Origin of the sequence: Psychrobacter sp. DWR1-2-3 (genome assembly GCF_049896465.1) — a bacterium.
Taxonomy (GTDB): Bacteria; Pseudomonadota; Gammaproteobacteria; order Pseudomonadales; family Moraxellaceae; genus Psychrobacter; species Psychrobacter maritimus.
On the sequence record NZ_JAFCUJ010000002.1, the window covers coordinates 442,172 to 468,036 of the forward strand.

24 protein-coding genes are annotated in these 25,865 nt (G+C 42.5%); 16 read left to right on the forward strand and 8 right to left on the reverse strand.

The window, feature by feature from the left end; all coding sequences use genetic code 11:
- Window positions 1-21 precede the first annotated feature (21 nt).
- The 3 genes from ACP7AA_RS05035 (at window position 22) to ACP7AA_RS05045 (ending at window position 2,687) form a co-directional block, all read left to right on the forward strand.
- The gene (locus tag ACP7AA_RS05035; RefSeq protein ID WP_426222805.1) at window positions 22-1,113 is read left to right on the forward strand and encodes an FAD:protein FMN transferase; all 1,092 of its coding nucleotides are present in this window, start codon (window positions 22-24) and stop codon (window positions 1,111-1,113) included.
- A gap of 60 nt (window positions 1,114-1,173) precedes the next feature.
- Window positions 1,174-1,866, forward strand: a complete 693-nt coding sequence (locus tag ACP7AA_RS05040) for a ferric reductase-like protein (protein ID WP_426222806.1) — start codon at window positions 1,174-1,176, stop codon at window positions 1,864-1,866.
- Between the two features lie 122 nt (window positions 1,867-1,988).
- Window positions 1,989-2,687: a VIT1/CCC1 transporter family protein gene (locus ACP7AA_RS05045; protein ID WP_201565597.1), complete on the forward strand. Its 699-nt coding sequence runs from the start codon at window positions 1,989-1,991 to the stop codon at window positions 2,685-2,687.
- Window positions 2,688-3,233: 546 nt separating this feature from the next.
- Here the strand turns inward: ACP7AA_RS05045 and ACP7AA_RS05050 are convergent.
- The 3 genes from ACP7AA_RS05050 to ACP7AA_RS05060 all read right to left on the reverse strand — a co-directional run bounded on the left by ACP7AA_RS05050 (window position 3,234) and on the right by ACP7AA_RS05060 (window position 5,363).
- Entirely contained in the window at window positions 3,234-3,608 is a 375-nt protein-coding gene (locus ACP7AA_RS05050) for a hypothetical protein (protein WP_426222807.1), read from the reverse strand.
- Between the two features lie 175 nt (window positions 3,609-3,783).
- The gene (locus ACP7AA_RS05055; RefSeq protein ID WP_201628480.1) at window positions 3,784-4,068 is read right to left on the reverse strand and encodes a YciI family protein; all 285 of its coding nucleotides are present in this window, start codon (window positions 4,066-4,068) and stop codon (window positions 3,784-3,786) included.
- Window positions 4,069-4,223: 155 nt separating this feature from the next.
- Window positions 4,224-5,363, reverse strand: coding sequence for a M14 family metallopeptidase (locus ACP7AA_RS05060; RefSeq protein ID WP_426222808.1), 1,140 nt, complete (start codon window positions 5,361-5,363; stop codon window positions 4,224-4,226).
- 335 nt (window positions 5,364-5,698) lie between these two features.
- Between ACP7AA_RS05060 and otsB the strand changes: the two genes are divergently transcribed.
- The 6 genes from otsB to ACP7AA_RS05090 all read left to right on the forward strand — a co-directional run bounded on the left by otsB (window position 5,699) and on the right by ACP7AA_RS05090 (window position 11,687).
- On the forward strand, window positions 5,699-6,607 hold the full coding sequence (gene otsB, locus ACP7AA_RS05065) for a trehalose-phosphatase (protein ID WP_426222809.1): 909 nt from the start codon (window positions 5,699-5,701) through the stop codon (window positions 6,605-6,607).
- Window positions 6,604-8,232, forward strand: coding sequence for an alpha,alpha-trehalose-phosphate synthase (UDP-forming) (locus tag ACP7AA_RS05070; RefSeq protein ID WP_426222810.1), 1,629 nt, complete (start codon window positions 6,604-6,606; stop codon window positions 8,230-8,232). Before otsB ends, ACP7AA_RS05070 begins: the two co-directional genes overlap by 4 nt.
- A 19-nt stretch (window positions 8,233-8,251) precedes the next feature.
- Entirely contained in the window at window positions 8,252-9,400 is a 1,149-nt protein-coding gene (locus tag ACP7AA_RS05075; RefSeq protein ID WP_426222811.1) for an acyl-CoA dehydrogenase family protein, read from the forward strand.
- Complete coding sequence (locus ACP7AA_RS05080) at window positions 9,388-10,209, forward strand: PIG-L deacetylase family protein (protein ID WP_426222812.1); 822 nt, start codon at window positions 9,388-9,390, stop codon at window positions 10,207-10,209. Before ACP7AA_RS05075 ends, ACP7AA_RS05080 begins: the two co-directional genes overlap by 13 nt.
- An 82-nt stretch (window positions 10,210-10,291) precedes the next feature.
- Entirely contained in the window at window positions 10,292-10,966 is a 675-nt protein-coding gene (locus ACP7AA_RS05085) for a class I SAM-dependent DNA methyltransferase (RefSeq protein WP_426222978.1), read from the forward strand.
- Window positions 10,967-10,988: 22 nt separating this feature from the next.
- Window positions 10,989-11,687: a glycosyltransferase gene (locus tag ACP7AA_RS05090; protein WP_426222979.1), complete on the forward strand. Its 699-nt coding sequence runs from the start codon at window positions 10,989-10,991 to the stop codon at window positions 11,685-11,687.
- Between the two features lie 48 nt (window positions 11,688-11,735).
- Here ACP7AA_RS05090 and phoR read toward each other — a convergent pair whose 3' ends face one another.
- Window positions 11,736-12,800, reverse strand: a complete 1,065-nt coding sequence (phoR, locus tag ACP7AA_RS05095) for a phosphate regulon sensor histidine kinase PhoR (protein WP_426222813.1) — start codon at window positions 12,798-12,800, stop codon at window positions 11,736-11,738.
- A gap of 221 nt (window positions 12,801-13,021) precedes the next feature.
- Window positions 13,022-13,720, reverse strand: a complete 699-nt coding sequence (gene phoB, locus ACP7AA_RS05100) for a phosphate regulon transcriptional regulator PhoB (protein ID WP_426222814.1) — start codon at window positions 13,718-13,720, stop codon at window positions 13,022-13,024.
- A 490-nt stretch (window positions 13,721-14,210) separates the two neighbouring features.
- Here phoB and pstS point away from each other — a divergent pair, with 490 nt between their 5' ends.
- From pstS to phoU, 5 genes are all read left to right on the forward strand, one after another.
- Entirely contained in the window at window positions 14,211-15,371 is a 1,161-nt protein-coding gene (gene pstS, locus ACP7AA_RS05105; RefSeq protein ID WP_068408340.1) for a phosphate ABC transporter substrate-binding protein PstS, read from the forward strand.
- Window positions 15,372-15,652: 281 nt separating this feature from the next.
- Window positions 15,653-16,603: a phosphate ABC transporter permease subunit PstC gene (gene pstC, locus ACP7AA_RS05110; protein ID WP_281491399.1), complete on the forward strand. Its 951-nt coding sequence runs from the start codon at window positions 15,653-15,655 to the stop codon at window positions 16,601-16,603.
- Window positions 16,604-16,706: 103 nt separating this feature from the next.
- Window positions 16,707-17,621: a phosphate ABC transporter permease PstA gene (gene pstA / locus ACP7AA_RS05115; protein ID WP_102076463.1), complete on the forward strand. Its 915-nt coding sequence runs from the start codon at window positions 16,707-16,709 to the stop codon at window positions 17,619-17,621.
- 214 nt (window positions 17,622-17,835) lie between these two features.
- The gene (gene pstB / locus ACP7AA_RS05120) at window positions 17,836-18,615 is read left to right on the forward strand and encodes a phosphate ABC transporter ATP-binding protein PstB (protein ID WP_082894397.1); all 780 of its coding nucleotides are present in this window, start codon (window positions 17,836-17,838) and stop codon (window positions 18,613-18,615) included.
- A gap of 102 nt (window positions 18,616-18,717) precedes the next feature.
- Window positions 18,718-19,458: a phosphate signaling complex protein PhoU gene (gene phoU, locus ACP7AA_RS05125; RefSeq protein ID WP_271133374.1), complete on the forward strand. Its 741-nt coding sequence runs from the start codon at window positions 18,718-18,720 to the stop codon at window positions 19,456-19,458.
- 173 nt (window positions 19,459-19,631) lie between these two features.
- On the opposite strand, the gene ACP7AA_RS05130 is transcribed toward phoU, so the two are convergent.
- Complete coding sequence (locus ACP7AA_RS05130; protein WP_426222815.1) at window positions 19,632-20,594, reverse strand: bestrophin family protein; 963 nt, start codon at window positions 20,592-20,594, stop codon at window positions 19,632-19,634.
- Between the two features lie 300 nt (window positions 20,595-20,894).
- On the opposite strand from ACP7AA_RS05130, the gene ACP7AA_RS05135 reads away from it, so the two are divergent.
- The gene (locus ACP7AA_RS05135; RefSeq protein WP_426222816.1) at window positions 20,895-21,596 is read left to right on the forward strand and encodes a hypothetical protein; all 702 of its coding nucleotides are present in this window, start codon (window positions 20,895-20,897) and stop codon (window positions 21,594-21,596) included.
- Window positions 21,597-21,749: 153 nt separating this feature from the next.
- Here the strand turns inward: ACP7AA_RS05135 and ACP7AA_RS05140 are convergent, their stop codons facing one another.
- Window positions 21,750-22,058: a hypothetical protein gene (locus ACP7AA_RS05140; protein WP_426222817.1), complete on the reverse strand. Its 309-nt coding sequence runs from the start codon at window positions 22,056-22,058 to the stop codon at window positions 21,750-21,752.
- Between the two features lie 357 nt (window positions 22,059-22,415).
- Here ACP7AA_RS05140 and ACP7AA_RS05145 point away from each other — a divergent pair, with 357 nt between their 5' ends.
- The gene (locus ACP7AA_RS05145; RefSeq protein WP_426222818.1) at window positions 22,416-23,072 is read left to right on the forward strand and encodes a DedA family protein; all 657 of its coding nucleotides are present in this window, start codon (window positions 22,416-22,418) and stop codon (window positions 23,070-23,072) included.
- Between the two features lie 156 nt (window positions 23,073-23,228).
- On the opposite strand, the gene ACP7AA_RS05150 is transcribed toward ACP7AA_RS05145, so the two are convergent.
- Window positions 23,229-24,776 (reverse strand): acetyl-CoA hydrolase/transferase family protein, encoded by a 1,548-nt coding sequence (locus tag ACP7AA_RS05150; RefSeq protein ID WP_426222819.1) that lies wholly within the window; start codon window positions 24,774-24,776, stop codon window positions 23,229-23,231.
- Between the last annotated feature and the right edge of the window lie 1,089 nt (window positions 24,777-25,865).

Below are 25,865 nucleotides of genomic sequence, written 5' to 3' on the forward strand. Positions count from 1 at the left end.
TCGTGCAACTAAGGACTTCTTATGCAAGCAAACACCAACAGCAGCACGCCACAACTATCGACCTTTATGTTGCCGGCGATGGGTTGTCACGTCCAAATCAGTCTAAATATTACGCAATTAAGCTTGCAGCAAACGCAAGGTAACACAGACCAAGAGATAGACCAAAAAATCGCTTTGGTTAAAGCCTATGTGGAAGAAAAACTGCTGCAGTGGGAGCATATATTCAGTCGTTTTGATAACACCAGCGAGCTGATGAGACTCAATAGTCATACCAATCAATGGACAGATATCAGCCCAGAATTGTTTGCAGTTTTAGAAAGCGCCATTGCTTTTGTGCCAAAAACCCAAGGCTTAGTCACCCCAACATTACTAAACACCCTGTGGGATATTGGCTATAAACACTCATTTGAGACCTTAGCAAAACAACCGACGCCGTCTGTGCAAACTGCTCAGCCGACTTTGCAAGATACTTCTGATGCTTCTAAAAACGACGCTGCCAATCAATCCATAAAAAATATCAAGCTTCGCACGTCAGCTCATGGACAACACAAAGTATTTCTCCCGACTGGCACAGCTCTCGATTTAAATGGTTATGTCAAAGGTTGGTGCGCGATGCAATTGGCCGAATACATCAGTCAACGCTCTGACTGGCAATTGCCTTGTTTAATTGATATGGGAGGCGACATAGCGATTGGTGTGCCAAATGAGCAAAAATTTGCCAAACCTATTACATGGGCCATTGCTATCGCCAAACCCTATATTGCTGATAGCCAGCAGGTTCAAGATGAAGAAGATATTGCCATTATTCATATCAGTGCGGGCGCTGTTGCAACCTCAGGTCAAGACTATCGCCGTTGGTGGCATAAAGGCCATTGGCAACATCACTTGATACACCCTTATTATGCTTGCCCTGCAAAAAGTGACGTTTTAAGTGCCACCATACTTGCTGATGATACGCTGACCGCAGAGGTATATGCCAAATATTGTGTCATCCTAGGCGCGAAAAAAGCGCTGCAATGGCTGTCCGAACAGCATATTGCCGCCGTATTAGTCGATACTGATTATAAGGTCATGGCTTCACCTGCCATTCATCCAAACTTAATTGCCATTTAATCCATAAAACATATTTAAGGTTTTACTATCTTAAGTTGTTACCTTGATTGGAGAATAGCCATGCATACTGACTCTCACCCTGATTCTAGCAATCACTTGATAATTAAACTAACTAAGACAGTCTTTCAGGCGCTATGGACAGTATTTATTTTAAGTGCTGGCATAGTCGGTGGCGTTTATGTCTTTTCGTTGTGGGGAGAAAGCCTATCGCAAATCCTTATGACCACAGACAAGCACTTTTGGTATTTGTCGCGCGCAAGTGGTGTGATTGCGTATGCTTTATTTTGGTTGGCAATTGTTTTTGGTTTGTTGCTCAGTACGCGCCTATGTCGGTATTTTAATGCGGCAAAAGTATTTGCATTACATCAATATTTAAGCTTGCTCGCCGTAGGCTTTGCTACTTTTCATGCGGTTATTCTATTGGCTGATAACTATATGAATCTGAATATTTGGCAGGTATTATTACCGCTTGGGTTTCAGACTGACCGTATCGGTGTCGCATTAGGACAATTGGGATTTTGGTTTTTATTCATCAGCGCGTTTAGCTTCTACCTTAAAAAATACATGGGTCAATCAGCATGGCGATGGTTGCATTTTTTAACCTTTTTAGCTTATATGGGCATTAGTATCCATGTGTTTATGGTGGGCTCTGATAGCCGACTGCTAGCGCTATTATTGTTTTATGCCGGTAGTCAGACAGTGGTCTTTGTACTGATTGCCTACCGTTTATATGCGTTAAGGCAAGTTAGCTAATCTCTGAGCAATTTACAGGGTAAACTGTAATACTATATCCTTGGTTTATTATTTTTGGTTTATTATTTTTGGTTCATTATTTTTGGTTTATTATTCTTGCTTAGTTATTTTTGAGGTTATTTATGTCCCTTTCTATTCATGATGAAGTGCATTTAAGCAACCGTAGCCAGTGGCTCAGAGCAGCCGTTCTCGGTGCAAATGATGGATTGATTTCTACCGCCAGTTTATTGGTTGGTATTGCTGCGGCAAACGCCAATAGCCAGACTTTACTACTGACGGGGCTTGCGTCATTGACTGCGGGTGCTTTATCAATGGCGGCGGGTGAGTATATTTCCGTGTCATCACAGGCAGATACTGAAAAAGCGGACTTGGCAAAAGAGCATCATGAGTTAACGCATAACTCTGAGCGCGAGCTTCTTGAGCTGACAAGAATTTATGAGCAGCGTGGACTTGAGCAAGACTTAGCCCATCAAGTTGCCGTGGCTTTGACTGAGCACGATGCCCTAGAAGCCCATGCGCGTGATGAGATTGGCTTAACTGACATAAGTACCGCCAAGCCACTTCAAGCCTCCATTGCCTCTGCCCTATCATTCATAGTAGGCGCTATCGTCCCTGTTATGGGTATTCTGCTATTGCCAGCAGAGACATTGGTATGGTCGTTGGCCTCGTTGACTGTCGTAGGTTTAATTTTACTTGGTGTGGTATCTGCACGCTTGGGCGGTGCCCCTATCATTCCTGCTACTGCTCGGGTAGTAATATGGGGTGTACTAGCTATGCTGGCAACTTCGTTTATCGGCGGGTTGTTTGGTGTCGCGGTTTAACTTCTGTCTTCTTTACTATAACCTCTCTTATAGAAGCAAAGAGAGGTTCTCTAGTGAGGACTTGAACCTGAAAAGTAAGCTATTGATATTAAAATGCTTATTTATTGATGCTCGCTACCAGCGTACTTGATGAGGTACTTAGCACGAGTGTTTTTTCACACAAAAAGATAATTAACCTGTATATTCATACAAAAGAATATATGGTGATTAATCATGGATGATAAGAAATTTATCTTGCAGTCATTATCGGTATGCGGTCTGATTCTTATATTAACGGCGGTGCTTGCGATTAGATTTTTCAGGATGCTGTAGTGATCTGGATGCTGACCGATTTTGCAGTGTGACTCCTACGCAGTGAACCAAACTGGCAGCCGTAACCTTTGATGGATAAGGCTGCTCAATTTCTGTCTTTGAAATATACCGCAAAATGACAAGGTGACTTGTCCTGAAATTGCAGTTCGACTCCTATACTAGAACACAGACTGTGGGCTGTATACCCAGTGTTTACGGGATTTCTTGAATTTATTTCCAACAATCGCTCTTTATTTAGCAATGAGCCTCGCCAAGTTTAACCCACTCTTTAGTCTTCATAAGTTTGTTGTAGTCGATTATCTGAACCCAGATGCCTTGTTCTTTAGCGTCAAATTGATTATTTATCTCACCACAAGCATATTCTGCAAACCCATCACGACGGCTACCATCATCTTTCACACCAATCTTGAGTATCCTGTCATCTGTCCATGTGGCATCTAGCACGGTCGGCTCTTCACCACTCAAAAAGTAATCAGTTATTTCTTGTCTTTGAATGTCTGTAAACTCATTAGCAACCGCTTGCTCGCTATCAGCTGCTACTTGTTCAACTTTGTCTGAGCTACAAGCTGTGAGCCATAGTGCTAGTGACAAGGTGATTATGTTTTTCATATTATTCCTTTGTGAGTATTAAATCGTGATTGGTACGCTGTAAAGGCATCGAGCTGTCGTTTTTATCCTCTGATTTTATGTCATGTTTTGTCAAGTTCTGACGTGTACGAAAAGTCTATTTTCGAGCACCTATGCCGGTGATTTTTGGCGTAAAAATCATTTAATATAAACTCTGTTAAACGAATTTTTTAATTTCATCCAAATATTTTGTAGGCTCAAATCTCATAAAACTATAATCCGCTATTTCATGCTTATAAAACGGGTCTAGTGCCATGATTTCTTTAACTTCTTGCAGATCGTTAGAGAATACGATAATAACGCCACCGATACGATTGTCTCTACGACCAGATGCTAAAAAAATATTCTTAGCGTAAAATTTTTCTAAGAATACAATGTGCTCATTTAAATACTTTTGGACTTCGGATAGAGGTTTTTTATAAGTTAAAGTAGTCACAATCATCTTTAATAGCACCTTTTTTTATTAAAATTCATAGATAATAGACCTCTTGCAAAAGCCCCATTCTATTGATTTCTAATAACAGAGTTTCAAAGACTGGCGACGACTTATGCAAGAAGTCTAATAAAATATATGATTTAAATATGACACATCAATAATTAACGCAACTCATCCACGACCGCCAGCATTGCAACCAACGAGGCTTCACCTAGCTTAATTGAACGCTCTGGTGACCAGCCTGTGTCTGCATCAGGTACATTATCATTATCTTTAAACGGCATCTCTAAAGTATTAGCTAGGCAATCAAAACGTTCCGCTACCCAGTGGGTGGCGATGGTCATGTTCGCGGTGCCCGGCGCATCGATGTCATAGCCAAACTCAGACTGAAAATCAGCACTGGCAAGCTTTAATACGTCTGAAAACTTATCACGTAAACGCGCAAGACGGTCGTTATAACTTGGCGTCCCTTGCGAGCCGGCTAAGAACACATAAGGCAGCGCTTCGTCACCGTGCACATCATAAAATAAGTCCACACCCGTTGCTTCCATTTTATTAATGACATGGAATACCTCAGGGCTTTTCTCTAAGCTTGGATTCAACCATTCACGGTTTAAATTCGTTCCGACAGCATTAGTACGTAGATGTCCGCGCACACTGCCATCAGGGTTCATATTTGGCACAATATAGACGTTCGCCTTTTCTAATAACAGCTTAGCAGTGGCGTTATCACTATCTAGTAAGCTATATAACAACCCCTCGACCAACCACTCAGCCATCGTCTCACCCGGATGCTGACGCGCGGTAATCCAAATATTGCGTTTGCTCTTATCACTACTGCTATCGCCATCAGCAATTTTCACCAAGGTTAAGTCGCGCTTATCAAGCGTTTCGCCTAAATGCTCTACACTCACTGATGGGTGCGTTTGTACGGCTGCCAATAAGTCTTGATGACGCTCATAACTGTAAGGAGCAAAATACGCAATTTGAATGGTCTCGCACTCAAGCTCTGCCACTATGGTTAATTTGCCGTCTTTATAAGAGGTTGGCAGACGGAACCAGTACTCCCGATCATAGGAAGCAACCGCTTGGTAATTCTCCCAGCCCTCAAGGTATGACGCCTCCCCTGCATTGACAATATTGAGCACATATTGTTCGCCAATCTCACCTGATAGACGAAAGTTAAACCACTGGAAAAACTCTTCACCAACGTCTGGACGAATCGCTAATTGGATATCTTTTTTATCTTCTAGACTAATAACGTCAATATTACCTGCGTCAAAATTTGCAGTGATATGCATAATCTTTCCTTAATGGTTTTTTGTAAATTTAAAGACTTATGTTAAAAAAACTTATACTAAACTCAATAGGTTGTCCATCATAGTGTAACGGAGTTTATGGCACACTCGTGATCAAGTTTGGTTGCTTATTATAGCGCTTGTTTCTTTATTATTAGCTTGATTCTTGGTTTGATTCTTGGATTGCGTATAACTAGAAACTAAGAGAACACCGTAAATTCGTACATTCTCGAACATCAAACACATATTAGCTTTTAGTAGACAGTTTATTTCAATAATTCGTGCGTCTTAGAGCAATATCTGCTGCTCTATTACCAAAGATAAATAAAGGAATATATGTGACTTCAGGAAGAAGCGCCAGCGTGCATAAAGCACCTATATACATCCCAGCCAAGCACTTTGCCGATTACTTATCGCCTCAGCAAGGCTATTGCCTGTTTTTAGATATAGATGGCACGCTTGCAGATTTTACCTTGAATCCAAAAGACAGCTTCATTCCTACTACCACCCTAACACTTTTAGAAAAAATACAAAGTCATGGCGTCAACATCGCAATTGTCACCGGACGCAGTTTGGATGAAGCAAAGCAAATGCTATCTCCTATAAAGCTGCCGATTGCCGCAACCCATGGATTAGAAATGGCATTTGATGGTATCAGCGCCAGCCTTTCGCAAATTGACCTCACTGAACTGAATGCCATTAAGCAGGCTATTCGTCAATCTTGTACGCCTTACGATGATTTGTCGATAGAAGATAAACCTTATTCTGTTGCCCTACATTATCGGCAAAATCCTGCGTTAGCTGATGTGGCTTATAGCATTATGTCAACGGCGTCAAAAAATCATGCTGATTGGCTATTAAAACAGGGCAAATACGTGTGGGAGATAGCGCCCAAAGAGGCCGATAAAGGTACTGCGATTTTAACCTTGTTAAAAACAATGCAGACCAATGATACTCTTTGCCCTATTTTTATCGGGGATGATATAACCGATGAAGCAGGGTTTATTGCCGTACAAGGCAGCAAGCGATTCATAGAAAAAAGCCATTTAATCAAAGGCATGGGTATCAGGGTAGGTAACGAGTACCAGCAGCCAACGTGCGCCCATTATTATGTCAATAACATTCATGACGTAACAGTTTTACTTGAGCGCTTTTTAACTTTTTGTCAAAAACGCAGCACGCTATTGTCTGACCTAACTAATTCCAATGTTCAGATAGTCAGCAAACATTCGAGGCAACTGATATGAGCCGTTTAATCGTCTTATCTAACCGAGTAAAGATGCCCGATAATAATCCTATGGCAGGCGGGCTGGCAGTAGCGTTGCAAGATATATTAACGGGCAATTCAGTCATTTGGATGGGTTGGAATGGTGACATTATTGATAGCTCTGATGCCGGTGAAATCAATAGCTTTAGCAATTATAAACAAGCTGCTTTAGCAAGTTCTTGTATGCAAGGAACGCATACCGAAACTACTTATATGACCACCGCCCTCACCACCCGACAATATCAGCATTTTTACTGCGGATTTGCCAATAACGTGCTGTGGCCAATGCTGCATGAGCAACCTAAGTTAATTAGCCAAGCACCAGAGGACTATGCCGGCTATCAAGATGTAAATCGCCTGTTTGCTCAACAATTAAAGAGCATTATTCAGCCTGACGATGTGATTTGGGTGCATGATTATCATTTTTTAAGTGTGGCTTATCATTGTAAGAAACTTGGAATAAAAAATCGTATTGGCTTTTTTTTACATATTCCGTTTGCGCCATTAGCCTTTTGGCGACAGCTTGCTCAAAGCTGTGAGCTGATTAAACAGCTTGCGCATTATGATGTGCTTGGCACCCAAACTCAGCAAGATAAAGCCCATTGTCTTGCGGTTTTGCAACATTATTTAAAAGATAGCGTTTTAGAAGACAACGTTTTAGAAGATAGTCTGGCAAAAAACAGTCTTTTAGATTTTTTACCCATCAACGTTTTATATTCCAAACAGTCTGTTACTAGAGCGCATACTGCATCTGGTACGCAATTGAAACTTCATTTAGAGTTAAAACCCCAGCATACTTTAATAACTAATGCCTATCCTATCGGCGTCAATGTCGCAAAGATTCAGCAGCAGGTTAGCCATGTATTCTCACCTTTATCCTTATCATCTATCAAGCATATTCAGAATAACGATACCGTAAAGCCCATCTCACAGCGCATTATTGCAGTCGATAGAATTGATTATTCCAAAGGTTTATTAGAGCGTTTTTCGGGCTATCGCGACTTTTTACAGCAATATCCAGCCTATCAAAATCAGCTGCAATTATTACAAATCGCCTGCCCTAGCCGTTTAGATTTACCGACTTATCAACGACTTTATAAGGAAGTTAAACAAGCAGTTTATAACGTTAATCAGCAATTTTCGCCCAATGCAAATACTTGGCAAGCAATTGATTATAGCGAAGAAGTGTTAAGCCATGAGACCGTGATGACGGCATTTTGCCAAAGTGATATCGGTTGGGTAAATTCGCTGCAAGACGGTATGAATCTGGTCGCCAAAGAATATATTGCTGCCCAAAATCCTGATAATCCTGGGGTGCTGATGCTATCACGTTATGCAGGAGCAGCCGAGCAAATGCAAGCCGCCCTCATTATCGATCCGCACCAGCCAAAAAGTATCATAGAGGGTTTGAATACTGCCTTAACGATGACATTAGGAGAGCGAAAATCCCGCTATCAGGCATTATTACAAGGATTGCAGCAAGATAATTTACATGCTTGGCAGCAAAGCTTTTTAGACGACCTATATTTAGATAACTTATATGATAATAAAGGACATCAAACAGACAGCGATTCCCCAGCAGCCGTCCAAATGTCTGGCTCATAAAAATAACTAGGAGACCCTTATGCTCGCGCTCGAGGCAAAAAACCCTTTATTATCAGACATAAAATCTGCCATAGGAAATATCATATTTACTGGTAATCAAGCCAATGGCATTGTTATTAGCACAAACATTATTTCTATAACCGATAAGCTGCGCCATGAGATATTAAAAATCTTAGTGAGCTATAGCGATAAAATTCCTCATCCTGCCAGCGGCACTGAAAGTATCAAAGGAGATAAATCCCGAACCAATTCACGTACTTTGATTCGTTGGCAAATTTTAGCTTATGTGGCAAGTATAGATTTAACGATTGCAAAATGGTTCGAATCGCATTTAGATGCTTTAAGTATTTTACATGAACTGAGCTATGAGCAAGCAACACAAGGTTTATGGGCAGCTTGGGCAGCAGAAGGTCATCCTCTGAGCTATCAGCAAGGCAAAGTCAGCGGTACAAAAGCATGGTGTTCAGGCGCAAATATTGTTGACCATGGGCTAATGACCTATCGCGATAAGGATGGTCAGGCGCAATTGCTTATGGTGGATATGCAGCAAAATGGTATTAAGATTGATAATAGTGCCTGGCAAGCAGTCGGCATGCAGGCTACTGATACGGCAACCATACATTTCGATCAGGTAGTAGCCAGTAACGTTGGCGCGGCAAATGCGTATCTAGAACGCGTGGGATTTTGGCATGGTGCGGCTGGCGTCGCTGCTTGCTGGTATGGCGCGGCGACTTGTCTCGCCAGTTATTTAATCAGCGCTTATCAGCAAAAGCCAAACGATTATAAAGCCATGTATTTGGGACGAATTGGCACGGCACTGGCTGTCACTCAGCAATATTTTCATCATCTTGCTGAGTTAATAGATACTGAGCCAACACAAAGTCATGAGCTTGCCATCCGCCAATTAAGGTCAAAAGTTGAACAATTAGCTCGCGAGGTTATAGAGGTTGTCGGGCAGGCATTAGGAGCCGCGCCCTTTTGCAATAACCCTCATTTCGCCAGATTATCTGCCGATTTAACCGTATTTATTCGCCAAAGTCATGGCGCTTTTGATTTACAGAAAATCGGCGAGCTGTCTAGTATGTTAGCGAGTGAATCCGCTAGCACACTGACTAACGACGACACCAGTGACTTTATAAATAGGCAGAGAAATATATGGCAACTGTAATTCCTAGTAAGCCAGCACCTATAAAAAATAACCATCCGATAGTTGGCGACCGCGTTATTGAGGGTGATGGCACCAGTTGCGACGCTTGGCAAAATTGGTCAGGGCTGCAAAATATGCCGCGCTTAAATGTAGCGACAAGCTTTCCGGCGCATCAGCGGGTTTGTATTTTCGCGCCGCATCCTGATGATGAGGTTTTGGGCTGCGGTGGGTTGCTACAACATTTAGCCAATAATGGTAATCCAATCCTACTGGTCCATGTAACCAATGGCACGCAAAGCCATCCTGACTCGCAGATTTATCCTCCAAAAGCGCTTGATATTATCCGTCCGCAAGAAAGTGTTGCAGCGTTAGAGGCATTAGGTATATCTCATCAAGTAAAAGTTATTTCTATGCATTTAACCGATGGCGACGTGTTTGCTGAGCAGGCACAGTTTCACCAAAAATTAGCAGCAACTATCCAACCTGATGATATTTTGGTAACGCCGTTTGTACATGATGGGCATCCTGATCATGAGGCGACAGGGCAAGTGGTCGCTGCATTTGCTAAGCAGCACCGTTTAGCCTGTTATCAAGTATTAATTTGGGCGTGGCATTGGGCAACACCTGCTGACAGCCGTATTTCTTGGAGCTGTGCTTTCAAAGTAGATTTAACGCCCGAGCAATTGCAGCGCAAAATACAAGCCATTCATTGCTTTACCAGCCAAATTAGCGTTGATGAAAGCACGGGCAATCCGCCCATTTTATCGGCTCAAACCATTGCCAGAATTAGCCAACCTTGGGAGGTTTATTTATATGAGCCAATACCATAAATCTACGCCGGAAATAGATTTTGTAAACTTATCAAAGGTTTCTAAAAATGAGACGGCTGACTGCTCCCATACTGATACGCAAATGCAAGCTGCCAACTATGCAGAAACCTATTTTGATGCTTTATATAGCGATAATAGTGACCCTTGGCAGTATCAGACCCGCTGGTACGAAAAGCGTAAACGCGATATGTGTCTTGCTGTATTACCAAAAGCACAATATCACAATGCCATTGAATTAGGCTGCGGAAACGGCGTGTTTAGTGCGTTACTTGCACCTCGCTGCCATGCTTTGTTAAGTATTGATGGTAACAAACAGGCGGTGCAGCTTGCTAAGCAAAATTTGGCAGACTCATCTCATGTCAGCGTGATACAAGGAGTCATTCCTGACGCATTACCGACTGCGAAATCTCATTTTGATTTAATTATTATTAGTGAAATTTTATATTATTTATCATCTAATGATATTGAGACCGTTATTACTTGGATTACACAAAACCTTACTGTGGGTGGCACCTTGCTATGCTGTCATTGGCGTTATGCCATTGAAGGCTTTGTGATGACGGGTGAAACCGTACATCAGCGTCTCAACCAAGCGTTTAATAAAGTAAATAATGAGGTAGAACCTAAGCAGGGACAGCACATCGATACTAAAAATTCAGCCTTTACCCATCAAAGCAAAATTATCGATAGTGATTTTTTATTAGACGTTTGGCAATATTCGTCCGAATCAGTCGCCATGCAAGAGAACTTGGTATAAGAGGAGCGGATATATGGATGATATAAAAATTGGCATTGTCATTCCTGCTCATAACGAAGCAATGACTATTACTAAATGCTTAGCGTCGGTACAAGCAGCCATTGAGCAGCTGCCCTCTACCATTACCGCGACTGTGATTGTCGTGCTTGATAGCTGTCGCGATGATACGCTTACATTGGTTGAAAGTATGCGGGTCAAGAGCGCTGGCGTGGATTATCTATACTGTGGCTATCTATGCTGTGATTACCAATGCGTGGGACAAGTACGGGATTTAGGCATTCGTCATGCTATCGCCTCTGGCGCGACATGGCTTGCCTGTACAGACGCTGATTCAGTCGTCACCCCAGATTGGCTGATACAGCAAATCGCCCATATCAAAGCTCAGCCTACTGATATGATTTGCGGCGTAGTAAGCGTTGATAGCTGGGCACATTTAACGCCGCAGACGCGCGAGGATTATATGGCTCATTATCAAGATAAGATGGGACATCGTCATATTCATGGGGCAAATTTAAATTTTAGCGCTGAGTCTTATCTTGCAGTTGGTGGTTTTGCGCCATTACGCTGCCACGAAGATGTCGATTTGGTAAAAAGGTTTGAGAGTAAAGGCTATGCCATCACTTGGAGCAATCGCGTTCGAGTTATTACTAGCAGCCGCTTACAAGCTCGAGCAACAGAAGGTTTTGCCGCGTTTTTAGCCAATTTAGAAACTAATAATTGACAGTAATGTTTAAAAATCCTGCTAACGGCTACGAGTTTAGCAGTTAGCCTATAGAGCAGAGCGAATATGAGTGGCGGGGAAAACGGCGCTAAATGTCGAGCCTTTACCTTCTGACGATTCAATTTGCAAAGTCGTATCATATTGATATAACACATGCTTTACAATGGCCAGCCCTAACCCCGTACCACCTGTCGCACGACTGCGCCCGCTATCCACTCGGTAAAAACGCTCGGTCAATCTTGCAACATGCTCCGGCGCAATCCCAATACCATCATCGGTGACGGCAAACCGACAACCTTCTGCGGTCCTCGCCCAGCTGATGACAATATTACCTGCTTTTGGCGTGTATTTAATCGCATTAATCACCAAATTGGATAACGCACTGTTCAAATACATCTCCGAGCCGTAAAGACCATCATAGGTATCTATCTGTAAATGCAGCGTATGGCCATATTCTTGGTTGTAAGCCTGCGCGTCGTCATAGACATGGGTAAGCAGCTTGGTCATATCAATATAATGCAGCTCATGCGTCTCTTCGATTTCAATCCGAGACAGCAGCAGCAAGTCATTGACCACTCTATTCATGCGCGCGGTCTGCTGCGTCATTAATTCAAACCCGCGTCGCCATTGCCGCGGCATATCTTCCTGATCTGAAAAATTCTCCAGATAGCCCATCAGTACAGTCAATGGCGTTCGTAGCTCATGCGAGACATTTGCCACAAAGTCGCGGCGCATTTGCTCTAAGTGTTGTAAGCGGGTCACATCATAAATAATCAGCAGCTTTTCATCGCCAAAAGGCGTGAGCTCACATTTAAGATAACGGTTAGGGTCTTGCCATGACTTCATATGTACACCATCATTGGGTGTCACCATGCTCTGATAGTATTGCCGAAACTCAGGGACGTTAATAAAGTCAAAAATACTTTTGCCATGATCCGCTGTCTGCAACAATAATAAATCTTCGGCGGCCTGATTCCACCACTCCAAACCATCATCGTCGTTTAGCAAGATAACCGCATCTCGCAATGCGCGTAAGGCACTTCTGATTTTTTTAAGCTGATCGGTGGAGTATTGCTCGATGTCCTGTTGCTCAATATCCCTTGGCGTTATCATGTTTTTCTCTCTTCTTTATTACCAGTATGGTGCTTAGCACTTATTCTTAGCACTGACTATTCTTAGCACCAAATATTCTCAGTACTTATGCTTCTTAGTTCTTATTATTCTAAATATTTATGCCTCTTAGCACTGAATGTTCTTATCACTGTTTCCTTGCCTTATAAAATACCTTGTAAGCTGCCTTGTAAATAATGGGCTATTTTTTAAAATCGATAGCGTTATTCAACCAGACTCGAAAATCGATAACCTGTTCCACGAACCGTTTGAATCAAGGTACTACAATCGTAAGGCTGGAGCAGTTTACGTAAACGCCTGATATGCACATCAATCGTGCGATCTTCGATATAGACATTACCGCCCCAGACCTGATCGAGCAGCTGAGTGCGCGTATAAGCACGCTCTGGATGACTCATAAAAAACGCCAGTAATCGATATTCTGTCGGCCCGATATCGATGACTTGATTGTCAGCGGTAATGCGTTGGCTTTTGGGATCGAGACTAAGCTTGCCTATTTCGATCGGCTTATCACTACTAAGCGCACGACCACGGCGTAATACCGCTTTGATTCTTGAAATCAATTCACGCGTTGAAAATGGCTTGGTCATATAGTCATCAGCGCCCGCGTCAAGCCCATGAACCTTGCTATCCTCTTCACTTTTGGCCGTCAGCATAATTACTGGTATCTCGCCCAACATCTCATCGCTTTTGAGCATGCGGCAAAAATCAATACCGCTTTTATCACCCGGTAACATCCAATCGAGCAAAATCAGCGCGGGTCTGTGATCGACCACTTGCTGATGCGCCTCTGCCACGTCAGCCGCTTCTAAACTCTCAAAGCCCGCCATCTCTAGCGTCATTACCACCATCTCACGAATTGCAGGTTCATCTTCTACAATCAAAATCTGCTCACTGCGCATACCATAGCCTTATTATTAAATGACAAAGTTGAAAGTCAAAGTTAAAAGACAAAAACCTAGAAATAAATAAAACAATATTAGGCGCCAGCATTAGCTGCCAATGCCTGCCCATTAAACGGCTTAATTATGACAGTTTAATGACATTGAGTTTGAAATCCGCTTTTACGAAAACGCCTGCCCACATCATAACGATTTTTGCACAAGATATCAGCCGCCATTAGCACTAACTTTGCCCTTTATCACACGTCTATTCTAATTAAATGACTTTTTTCATAAAAATGTCTTATTTCATCAAACTGTCATATTTGCGCGGCACAATGGGCTCATCGACCACCAAGCGTCTTTGCAATAAATCATTTTTAATAAAGCGTTATGAACAAAGCAGTATGAATAAAGCACCATTTATAAAACATCGAAATCAGCTCTGTTATTTATAAATATCCAATACTCAACTATGTTTACTTAATATCATTACTTTTTAGGAGAAATAATGCGTTATTCATTAATAGCTTTAGCCGTCGCGAGTACCTTAACCTTAGCTGCTTGTAATAAAAACTCCAATAGCAATGAAAGCAACGAGCCCGCTACTTCGGCGCAATCAACTACCGCTACTACCGACACCGCAAACGTTACGTCGTCAACCGCTAAATCAGCTGACAATGTATCAATGAATATCACCGGCGCAGGCGCTTCTTTCCCGCAGCCTATCTATGCTAAATGGTCAGATGCCTATCATAAAGCAACTGGCGGTCAAGTGAACTATCAGTCGATTGGTTCATCGGGCGGTATCAAACAAATCGTCGCAAAAACGGTGGATTTTGGCGCGTCCGATGCGCCGATGACGCCAGCGGAATTAGAGGAAGCCGGTCTGATTCAATTCCCGACCGTTATCGGCGGCGTGGTACCTATCGTCAATATCGATGGCGTTGCGCCTGGTCAATTGAAGCTCGATGGAAAAATGCTCGCTGACATCTATCTTGGTAAAATCAGCAAATGGGATGACCCTGCCATCAAAGCTATGAATCCTGACTTAAGCCTTCCTGACGCCGCCATTACCACAGTGTTCCGCTCAGACGGTTCGGGCACAACCTTTAACTTTACCGATTATTTAGCCAAAGTGTCAAACGATTGGAAAGACAGCGTTGGCGTCGATAAAACCGTGAAATGGCCAACCTCGGCAACCGGTGCTGGCGGTAAAGGTAACGAAGGCGTGTCAAGCTATGTGACGCGTATGAAAAACTCTATCGGCTACGTTGAATACGCTTATGCTAAGCAAAACAGCATGGCACACGTTGCTCTAAAAAATGCCGCTGGCAACGTCGTGCAACCATCTGCGCAGACATTCGCCGCCGCTGGTGACATCGATTGGTCAAAGCAAGAAGGCTTTTATAAAGTCATCACCAACTCTGAGACCGATCAAGCATGGCCTATCGCTGCTGCGACCTTTATCTTAGTCCATAAACAACCGCAAGATGCCAAACAAGTGGCAGGTGTCCTTAACTTCTTTGACTGGGCTTATGCTCAAGGCGATGATGACGCGATGAGTCTTGATTATGTGCCTTTTTCAGATACGGCCGTGGCTTTATTTAAGGCGAAATGGAACGAGGTGGTAGACAGCGAAGGTAAGCCTGTCTATACCTCAGCACAGTAGCTCGAAGCTTTTTAATTCGAAGCTTATTAATTCGAGAAGAAGCCAGTCGAGAATAAGCTAACTAATGCCATCAAGCAAATACTGAAAAGCGTGTTTGCTTGGTGACGTCTTAGCCGTAGTGAACTTAAGATTCGGTCGTTAGATGATACAGTTTATTACGGTAAGACGCTAAAGCTAAAACCCCTAAGGTTTTTTACAATCAAGCTTTCACACTAGCAAGCGTTAACACAGTTAATCATTAACATAATGAAAAGTTAGAGCGATAAACAACAGAGGCTTTTATGGCAGACCTAAAATCCCAACTGGCAAAACAAAAACGCTTTGACGCGGTTTTTGTTAATGCCACTAAAGCATTTGCAATCTTGGTGCTCTTGTCGCTTGGCGGCATCATGCTGTCATTGATTGTCGGTGCGTGGCCAAGTATCACTGAGTTTGGCTTGGGGTTTTATACCAGCAATAACTGGGATACGGTAAACGATCAATACGGTGCACTTGCCCCCATTTACGGGACGGTGGTCACCTCGCTCATCGCTATCTGTATCGCCGTACCAGTCAGCTTTGGGATTGCTATCTTTTTAACGGAACTTTGTCCCAATTTTTTGAAAAAGCCATTGGGTATTGCTATCGAGCTGCTGGCAGGTATCCCTTCTATCATCTACGGCATGTGGGGCTTGTTTGTCTTTGCGCCGTTTTTTGGTGATCACATTCAGCCTTGGTTTATTGAAAATATTGGTCCCCTACCTATCATTGGCAAGGTTTTTACCGGTGCGCCGATGGGATTGGGGATGTTTACCGCCTCATTAATACTGGCAATTATGATTATTCCCTTTATCGCCGCTACCATGCGCGATGTTTTCTCTGTGGTGCCAGACCTGCTAAAAGAATCCGCATACGGTATGGGCGCCACTACGTGGGAGGTGATGTTTAAAATCATCTTACCTTATACCAAAGCAGGTGTGGTTGGTGGCGTGATTTTGGGACTTGGTCGAGCGCTTGGCGAGACGATGGCTGTTACCTTTTTAATTGGTAATGCTTTCAATATCAGCCCAAGCCTATTTACCTCTGGGGTGACTATTACCTCAGCGCTGGCCAACGAGTTTGCCGAAGCGTCAAGTGAGCTGCACTTAGCGTCATTACTACATTTAGGGTTAATATTGTTTGTGATTACCTTTATCGTTCTATCAATATCTAAGCTGATGCTCATGCGTATTGACCAAAAAGCAGGTAATTAAACACCCTATTTTAAATAGCCAACAAAGCAAATAAAAACAAGCCTAAACAAACTAAAACATGCTATTTGCAGCCATTATTTGACTCAAGAAGGACAAACACTTCATGACTTTAGCACCAGTCACTACTCAAACTACGCAGCCAAGCCAGCCTTCTGTACGCTTTGAAGACCGCTACAACAAGCGTCTTTATAACAAGCGCCGTTTTATCAATAGATTGGGACTTGGGTTTGCCTTATCAGCGATTGTATTTGGTTTGTTTTGGCTGATTTGGATTTTGATTACGCTGTTTGTTGAAGGCTTTCAAGGTCTAATCGAGATGCCTGTCTTTATGGCAGATACCCCGCCACCGATGGGCGAAGGCGGTCTACGCAATGCCATTGTTGGCTCAGTGATGTTGGCTTTTTCGGGCTTGGCGATTGGTGCGCCAATCGGCATGATGGCTGGCATTTATTTAGCAGAGTTTTCACATGGCAGTATGCTGGGTAAAGTCACCCGATTTTTAAATGATATTTTATTGTCGGCCCCCTCCATCGTGATTGGTCTGTTTATTTATGCCTTGATGGTCAAAGGACAGAGCTTTTCGGGTTGGGCTGGTGCTTTGGCATTGGCGCTGATTGTGATTCCTATTGTCGTGCGTACGACGGAAAATATGCTAAACCTAGTGCCTAATACCCTGCGCGAAGCTGCTTACGCACTCGGCACACCAAAATGGAAGCTAGTCAGTACCGTGACACTGAAAGCTGCCAAAGCCGGTCTGACTACCGGTGTGCTGCTCGCTTTTGCACGTATTACCGGTGAGACCGCGCCCTTGCTATTTACCGCGCTAAACAACCAATACTTTAGTACCGATATGAGCCAACCGATGGCCAACTTACCCAATACGATTTATCAGTTTGCCATGAGCCCTTATGACAACTGGCATGCACTAGCTTGGGCGGCGGCGCTGCTCATTACTGCGACAGTATTATTCTTAAATATCGCCGCACGCTTTATCGGTGGCAAAGACCATAGCAGATAATTTAAGGCTAACAAACGCACAGCTAATAGCAAAAAAAACACCCCCATTTAACAAAACTTTAAAACAGATGGATACCATTATGACTGATGTATTAGAGAGAAAAGCGACTAAGCCGATGACAGATACCAGCAGCAAACGCCGTTTACTGGATGACGCTATGTTTAATCATGGTCAGCATAAACAGCCAGATATCGACCATCTTATCAAGCAAACCATGGCAGACATGCCCGACAACATGCCACCTGCCAAGATTACCATTCGTGATTTGGACTTTTATTATGGTGATTTTCAAGCGTTAAAAAACATCAATATCGATATTCCAGAAAAAAAGGTCACCGCTTTTATTGGTCCCTCAGGCTGCGGTAAATCAACGCTGCTACGTACCTTTAACCGTATGTATGACTTGTATCCGAGTATGCATGCTGAAGGTCAAATTACCCTTGATGGCCAAAATATTTTGGCCAAAGACATGGATGTCAATTTGCTGCGTGCGCGTGTCGGTATGGTCTTTCAAAAACCCACACCCTTCCCGATGTCCATTTATGACAACGTCGCATTTGGCGTCCGTCTCTATGAAAAGCTGAGCAAAGCAGAGATGGATGAACGTGTCGAGTGGGCACTCAAAAAAGCAGCGTTATGGCTGGAAGTCAAAGATAAACTTAAAGCGTCAGGATTGTCATTATCTGGCGGTCAACAGCAGCGACTTTGTATTGCCCGCGGAGTAGCAACGAAACCTGAAGTCTTGCTATTAGATGAGCCAACGTCAGCGCTCGACCCCATCTCTACTGGCGCGATTGAAGATTTGATTACCGATTTAAAAAACGACTATACCATTGCTATCGTCACCCACAATATGCAGCAGGCCGCGCGCGTCTCTGACTACACCGCTTATATGTATTTGGGAGACATGGTAGAAATGGGTGAAACAGATCAGATATTCACCAACCCAGCACAAAAAGCGACTGAAGATTATATTACCGGTCGTTATGGCTAAGTCGCTGTTCGCTTAAAGCAATCATTTTTAGTGGTCATTTATCACGCTACTCATTTTGGCAATATTTTTATGAGCAATACCAATACGATTAAGGAAGCAAGCATGGCGATAACGGCAAAGCATTTATCAAAGAGTTTTGATAATGACTTACATGACGTGATTGAGCTGTTTATGCAAATGGGTCATATGGCAGCAGAGCAAGTCATGGTTGCGACACGCGCCTTGATAGCCGCAGATGAGGCGACCGCAAAAAAAGTGATTGAAGATGACCATCTGATCAATCAGCTAGAGATTAAAATCGATGAGCAAATCATTTTATTAGTCGCCAAGCGCCAGCCAGCCGCCAATGATTTGCGTTTAGTAATGGCGCTGAGCAAAGGCATTGTCGACTTTGAACGTGTCGGTGACGAAGCAGAAAAAATCGCCCGTATGGCCTGCCAGTTGATTGAAGATGGCGCGTCACCCAGAGGTTATTCAGAGGTTCAGCATTTATCCAATCAGGTACGCTTGATGCTGCTTGATGCGATTGACGCCTTCTCAAATATGAATCCGCAGCAGGCATTTTCGGTATTGCAAAGTGATACCGCGGTCAATGAAGAGTACCAATCGGCCACGCGTGCCTTGATGACCTATATTATGGAGGACAGCCGCCATGTGTCTAAGGTGATTAATATACTGTGGGTATTGCGCGCCCTAGAACGGGTGGGCGATCATGCTCGCAACATTGCTGAGCTGGTTATTTTTTGCACCAGCGGCAAAGATGTGCGGCATACGGATTTTATGCAAGTCGAACAAATCGTCCAGCAAACGACTGATGCTGGCATGAGCAATCAGAGTAAATAGCTTATTTGCGCCATTTAGATGACTGTCGCTTAGATGACTGTCAATTAAAATAAAAAAGACCGCTCAATTGAGTGGTCTTTTTTATGCAGTATATTTTTTGGCAACCGATATTCTACTGCCGCAGACGCTATTTATAACAGAGAGATTTTTGCAAATTGCCTATTATAAATCACTTATTGTAAATAGCCATTTTTAGCGGTGATATTCGGCGGCAACTCGGTTTCTCCCAAAGCTTCTAGCAAATTAATCTCGATAGTACGAGATAAAGCCGTCAGCGGTAATTGATTGGCAGCCAATCCAAAGGGCTCTTCCAACTCTTCACTTAGCGCATCCAAACCAAAAAAAGTATAAGCAATGACCCCGCAAATCAAGGGCGTTACCCAGCCTAAAGAAGAAACCAGACCAAAAGGCAGCATAAAGCAGTACAGATATGTTGTGCGATGCACCAGTAGCGTATAAGCAAACGGCAATGGCGTGCTATGAATACGCTCACAAGCGGACAAAACCACCGTCATCGAATTTAGGCGCTCATCCATATTTTGTAGCATATGCTCTGAGGTCAAGCGCTGCCGCCGACAATAGCCAAGCTCCTTACCTAGCAGACGCAGTAGATAATCTGGCAAATTTTGCGCTTGCTTCATACTGGTATGATGAATAGGTTCTACAAAACGCTCAACATCTTGCCAAGGCGCGCTGTCACGCAGTCGATGACGTAAGGCATGAGTAAAAGCGATGCTTAAATACACCAATCGGCGCTGGCTATCGCACCCTTTCTCACTTTCTCTTCCTTCTTCATTTTCTTGCCCATTCTTACTTTCATCATCTATATAAGACAGCACTTGACGGGTAAAGCTGCGCGTATCATAAACCAATTGCCCCCATAGCCCACGAGCTTCCCACCAGCGCTGATAACTGGCATTGTTACGAAAACCTAAAAATAGCGATAAGGCAATCCCAAGTAAGGTAAACGGCGCGACACTATAAGAAGAAAACGAGCTGGGAAACCCATGCTGAATATTGGTGATAAAGGCACTAATCAGGCTAATGAGCAAAATCTGCGGATAGACCTTTGGCAGGATGGAGCCACGCAAGGTAAAAAGCAGTTTGATGGCGCTGGGCTTTTGCTTGACGATCATTTTAACGTCCTAACGAATGGTACTTATAGAAAATAACTGTGATTTTTTGCAGGACGAAATGATAACAGACTAAGTAGGTATGAACAGCAAAAACACCTATTAATCCTGTTTTAATTGCCCAGCGGTTTTTATCGCCCATTTATTCAATAAATTTCTGCAAAATCATCGGTTGTTATAATGATGTAAGGATAGCAGGCGCAGGGATACACAGCAGATGTCATCGCTTAAAAATTCGATTATAGTAGATAGGTCTATCACTTATTACATAAATTGAAGTTAAATAAATCGAGGGAATAAATCATGAAAAAATTAGGATTACTTGTCGCGGTATCGGTAGGATTAAGCGCCTGTGCAGGCGGTATGAACGGTGGCACCACACCGGGCAATTCAAACAACATTGTCACACAATATCCCGTTGAAGCGGCCATGCTCAATATTTATACTAAAGCTCGCAGTCAAAGCCTAGTGGCGACCGTCGGCAATCAAACGGCCTCTGCGGATATCAAAGTTACGCCCAAAGGCAGCATGGTATTTAATAATAAACAAGTACAAGGCGCTGAAGTAAATACCATCAACAAAGTAAATAATCAAGTCACTGATCAATCGGTCGCCATTAATTACTTTACCCTCAATCCATTGGTATTCCATGGTTTCACTGACAGCTCAGGTAAGTATTCGCTGTCGAATCAGACCACAACCATTCCCAAAATGGCAACGGTTGGCTCATCAAGCAAATTGATTACTGAAGACGTTTACGCTGATAGAAGTATGCGTAAAAAAATAGGCACTTATAATCAAGATTGGTCTTTGACCAGAGACAGCAATAATACCGCATGGTTTTGTATAGACACCTCCGGCAATCTGCTGCTCAATAACGATCCTAATGGCAGCTCGTCAGAATGCTATAAAATCAATGCGCGCGGCGATATCTTAGACAGTAAAGTAACCATCAGCCAGCCATCTACTAATGGCGCTAAAACGATTACCTTTAGTAGCCGGTAGTTACCATACTATCTGTAAAGGGCTATAATTTTACTAAAACTGAAATAAAAAGAGCTGCAAACAATTTGCAGCTCTTTTTTTTGGACAATTTACTCTCATCAAAAACCTGAACATTAAAAACTTGTTCGTCTAAAGCTTGAGTAATTTAAGTATTTACTGCACGCCATCTGCTGGGGTTTGATCTAAATTTGCATTACTCTCGTTGACGGTTACAGTGTCATCGGCTTTCTGCTCACCATCATTACCCGACATTCCATCTGCGGTCATACCGGTTTCGACAACTTCAGTGCCTTCTTCACTCGCCTCGTCGACGGCCACTTCATCTGTCACTTCGGTCGAATCTGCCGCCACATCCTCTCTCTCATTACTACAAGCCGTAACGCCGACAATACTGGCAAACAATACGATCCATAACGCCTGCCGCGCTTTGGTTAAGCCTACATTTGCTGTTATTTTATTCATCTTAATCTCCTTGATAGCTCTCTAAATACTAAACGCCTAATGAGGTTTTTGTACTAAAAAACCTTTATGAAATATGAATAGTCTAAAATAAGCACGATTAAGATGACCTTATGCCATAAACTTGGTAGTAAATAGAAGCTTCTTGTGTGTTTTTATTAACTATTTATTAAGATAAATAAAACACTAAGCCTGTACAGATTACTCTCTATCCTCAGACCGCTCTCAGATAAACGCATTAAATGACGGACTTTTAGCAATATTTAATACATACTAAGCCCGTAATTTAGTACAAATAATTTTGATAAATGCCCGTATGATTTATTGTTTCTTTATTCCAACCTTGAGCGAGTCTTTACAATGGATCAAATGAGTGCATGGGTACTCGGTATCATGGCAAAATTCGGTTACTTTGGCATTATCTTTGCCATGTTTGCTGAAAATATCTTTCCGCCGATCCCTTCTGAGGTCATTATGCCAGCCGCTGGCTTTGCCGCTGCCAAAGGCGATTTAAGCATTATTCTGGTGATATTAGCCGGTACGCTTGGGGCGGTGCTGGGTGCGCTGCCTTTATACTATGTGGGTCGCGTATTTGATGAGCGGCGTTTGGTCGCATTCACCGAAAAGTATGGTAAATATCTGTTTGTAAAGCCTGCTGATATCACCGCGGCAAATGCATGGTTTGATAAACATGGCAAAATGGCGGTGTTTTTTGGGCGTATGGTGCCGGGGGTACGCTCGCTGATTTCTATCCCAGCTGGCATGAATAGAATGGCGCTATTGCCCTTTTTGGCATTGACGGCTTTAGGGGCTAGTATTTGGACAGCGATATTGGCTTTAGCAGGCTATTACTTAGGTCAAAACTATGACGCCGTCGCCGGCATGTTAGCACCTTACTCCAAAGCAATCGGCATACTGATAGTGGTCGCTGTGATTGGTTTACTTATTAAACGCCGTTTATCCAGTCAAGAAAGTACGAATGATAAAAACAGTAGTAGTAATAGTAATGAGCGTTAAGACAAAACCTTACTTTTAAATCTCTCTTTAAATATCATAAAAGCACCATTAAAAACACCGCTTGTCTGCTAGCAGATAAGCGGTGTTTTTAATGGTGCAATCAGCTATGTCGCTGATTCTGGCGTTAAACCTTTAATTAGGTATTTAATTAAGCATTTAAACTGCCAAAGCCAAACCTTTTTTGACGCGCATATCACCGGTTTCAACATAACGTTGATGCCAAGACAATGCTTCACTCAAGATATGAGGCGTTTGCATACCAGCAGTCTGTGCCGCGCGATCATAGTAATCTTGCAGCATAGGACGATAATCAGGATGGGCGCAGTTATCAATGATTTTTTGTGCGCGTTGACGCGGTGATAAACCACGCAAGTCAGCCAAACCTTGCTCAGTGACAATAATCATCACGTCATGCTCAGTATGGTCAACGTGTGACACCATAGGCGTGATGCACGAGATAGCGCCACCTTTGGCAACCGATGGGCTTACAAACATTGAGGTAAAGGCGTTACGAGCAAAGTCACCAGAGCCGCCCAAACCATTCATCATGTTGGTACCCATGACGTGGGTTGAGTTGACGTTGCCATAAAGGTCACACTCAATCATCGCGTTGATAGCTAAAACGCCTAAGCGACGTGAGACTTCAGGATGGTTGGTGATTTCTTGTGGACGCAGGATAATGCGTTTGCGCAATTCTTCAATATTGGCGTTAAAACGGTCTAATGCATCTGGGCTTAACGACATGGCAGTCGCAGAAGCTTGGGTCATTTTGCCTGACAGAATCAAATCTAACATACCGTCTTGTAATACTTCGGTATAGCCGGTTAGATTTTCAAATGGACTGGCTTGCAATCCTGACAATACCGCATTGGCAACGTTACCGACACCCGACTGGATAGGCAATAAACTGGCTGGCATGCGACCTTTTTTTACTTCTTCATGAAAGAAGTCAATGATATAACCGGCAATTTTGGTTGAGCATTCATCAGGATCAGCAAATTTGCTATTGCGGTCTGGTGAATCTGTTAAGACCACGGCAACTACTTTATCTAAATCACAGGTCAGGTAAGGCGAGCCAACACGCTCACCTGGCGTGGTGATTGGAATCGGTTTGCGATACGGCGGTACACCGATGTCATCAAAAACATCGTGCATGCCTTCTAACAGAATATTTTGGCGGCTGTTTACTTCAAGGATAATCTGGTCAGCATTATCTAACCAAGCATTATTGTTACCGATAGAGGTAGAAGGAATCAGGCGACCGTCTGGTAAAATTCCAGCGACTTCAACCACCGCTATATGCATGTCACCATAAAAACCAAAGGTGCTTTGCTGCGCGACATGCGATAAGTGCATATCGAAATAATGCGTTTCGCCAGTATTGATTTGTTTACGAAGGGCAGGTTCTGACTGATAAGGCGTGCGCATCTTGATACCGTTGGCGTCAGCCAATACGCCATCACATTCTGCGGCAGTTGAGGCGCCGGTTAACAAACCGATTTTGAACTCTTCGCCACGCGCTTGGGCAGCTTTGATACGCTCTGCTAATGCGGATGGGACGGCTTTTGGATAGCCTGCTCCAGTAAAACCACTCATTCCAACATTCATATCATGTAAGATAAATGTCGCTGCTTGCTCCGCAGACATGATTTTTTCACGTAAACCTTCATGACGGACGCGCTCTTCGTGATTAATTGCACTCATACCTTTTTTCCTAGTAACTTCCCTATTAACACCAAACCCTCAGATTAATAAAATAATGAGACGTTTGATACCGAACCAACGATAAAATACAATAGAGCATATTAACAACTTTACGATAAAAAACAAGTTGATTGTCTCATGTTTTAATATTAGCACTTAAAAATTCATACTTAATTATTGACAATCGTTCACTATTAAAATAAATATTTAAGTTCGTTTTTCTAACGACTTTTGAATAAAGTGTTTATTGTTTATATAATAGAAGCTGCTTATTTTTCGTTTTTTATTATTTATAATGAATTCATATAACTGTTGTAGATTAAATCGCCCTATTAATTTATCGTTAAAATTGCCATACAAACAAGTTTAGTCATACAAAATTCAGTGTGACGTTTGTCTCTATTAACAACTCAGTACGGCAAGCTATACAATCTCAACCTGACGCATAAACCTAATTTTGCTAGTAAACTGAAACAGTTAGCGAATAAAAAAGCTTTTTCACATAATAATATCTTTAAAAAACAATGACAGTAAGCGTAAAAATCGATTGATTTCTACATAACCATATAACTATTCATTATCAATGAATAAAAAACACAAGACAATAACATGCTACTTTCAAATAAAAAGTGATTGAAAGAATTATAAATATTGTGTTTATTATTCATATTAAGTGAAGGTTTAATAATACTAAGACAGCATTTTATTGATTAGACACTAACATTTATAGCAGTTTAAAAATTGATACATAATGGAATATTGTTCTATCTTTAAAATGATTTTATTTAACTTTAAATTTTTTATCGTTTACAAGCCATACCTTTGCCAGAACGTTGATAAGAAGTTGCGACGATATAGACACTGTGCTCTAAGCATGCACGTTGCCACTGAGATCAGCTTTTCAAAACGCTTAAAGTACAAAATGCACGGTAAACTGCAAATCTATGTCAGCAAAGCACCATTTAAGATATTGCTCTGTGATTTTGCAATGATACGATTTGAGGTAAGATGGTAGTCAAAGATGAATGATTGGCGATTTAATTGAAAAGTAGATGCTTACCCTGTCTTAAAAAAGCATTCTATCAATAA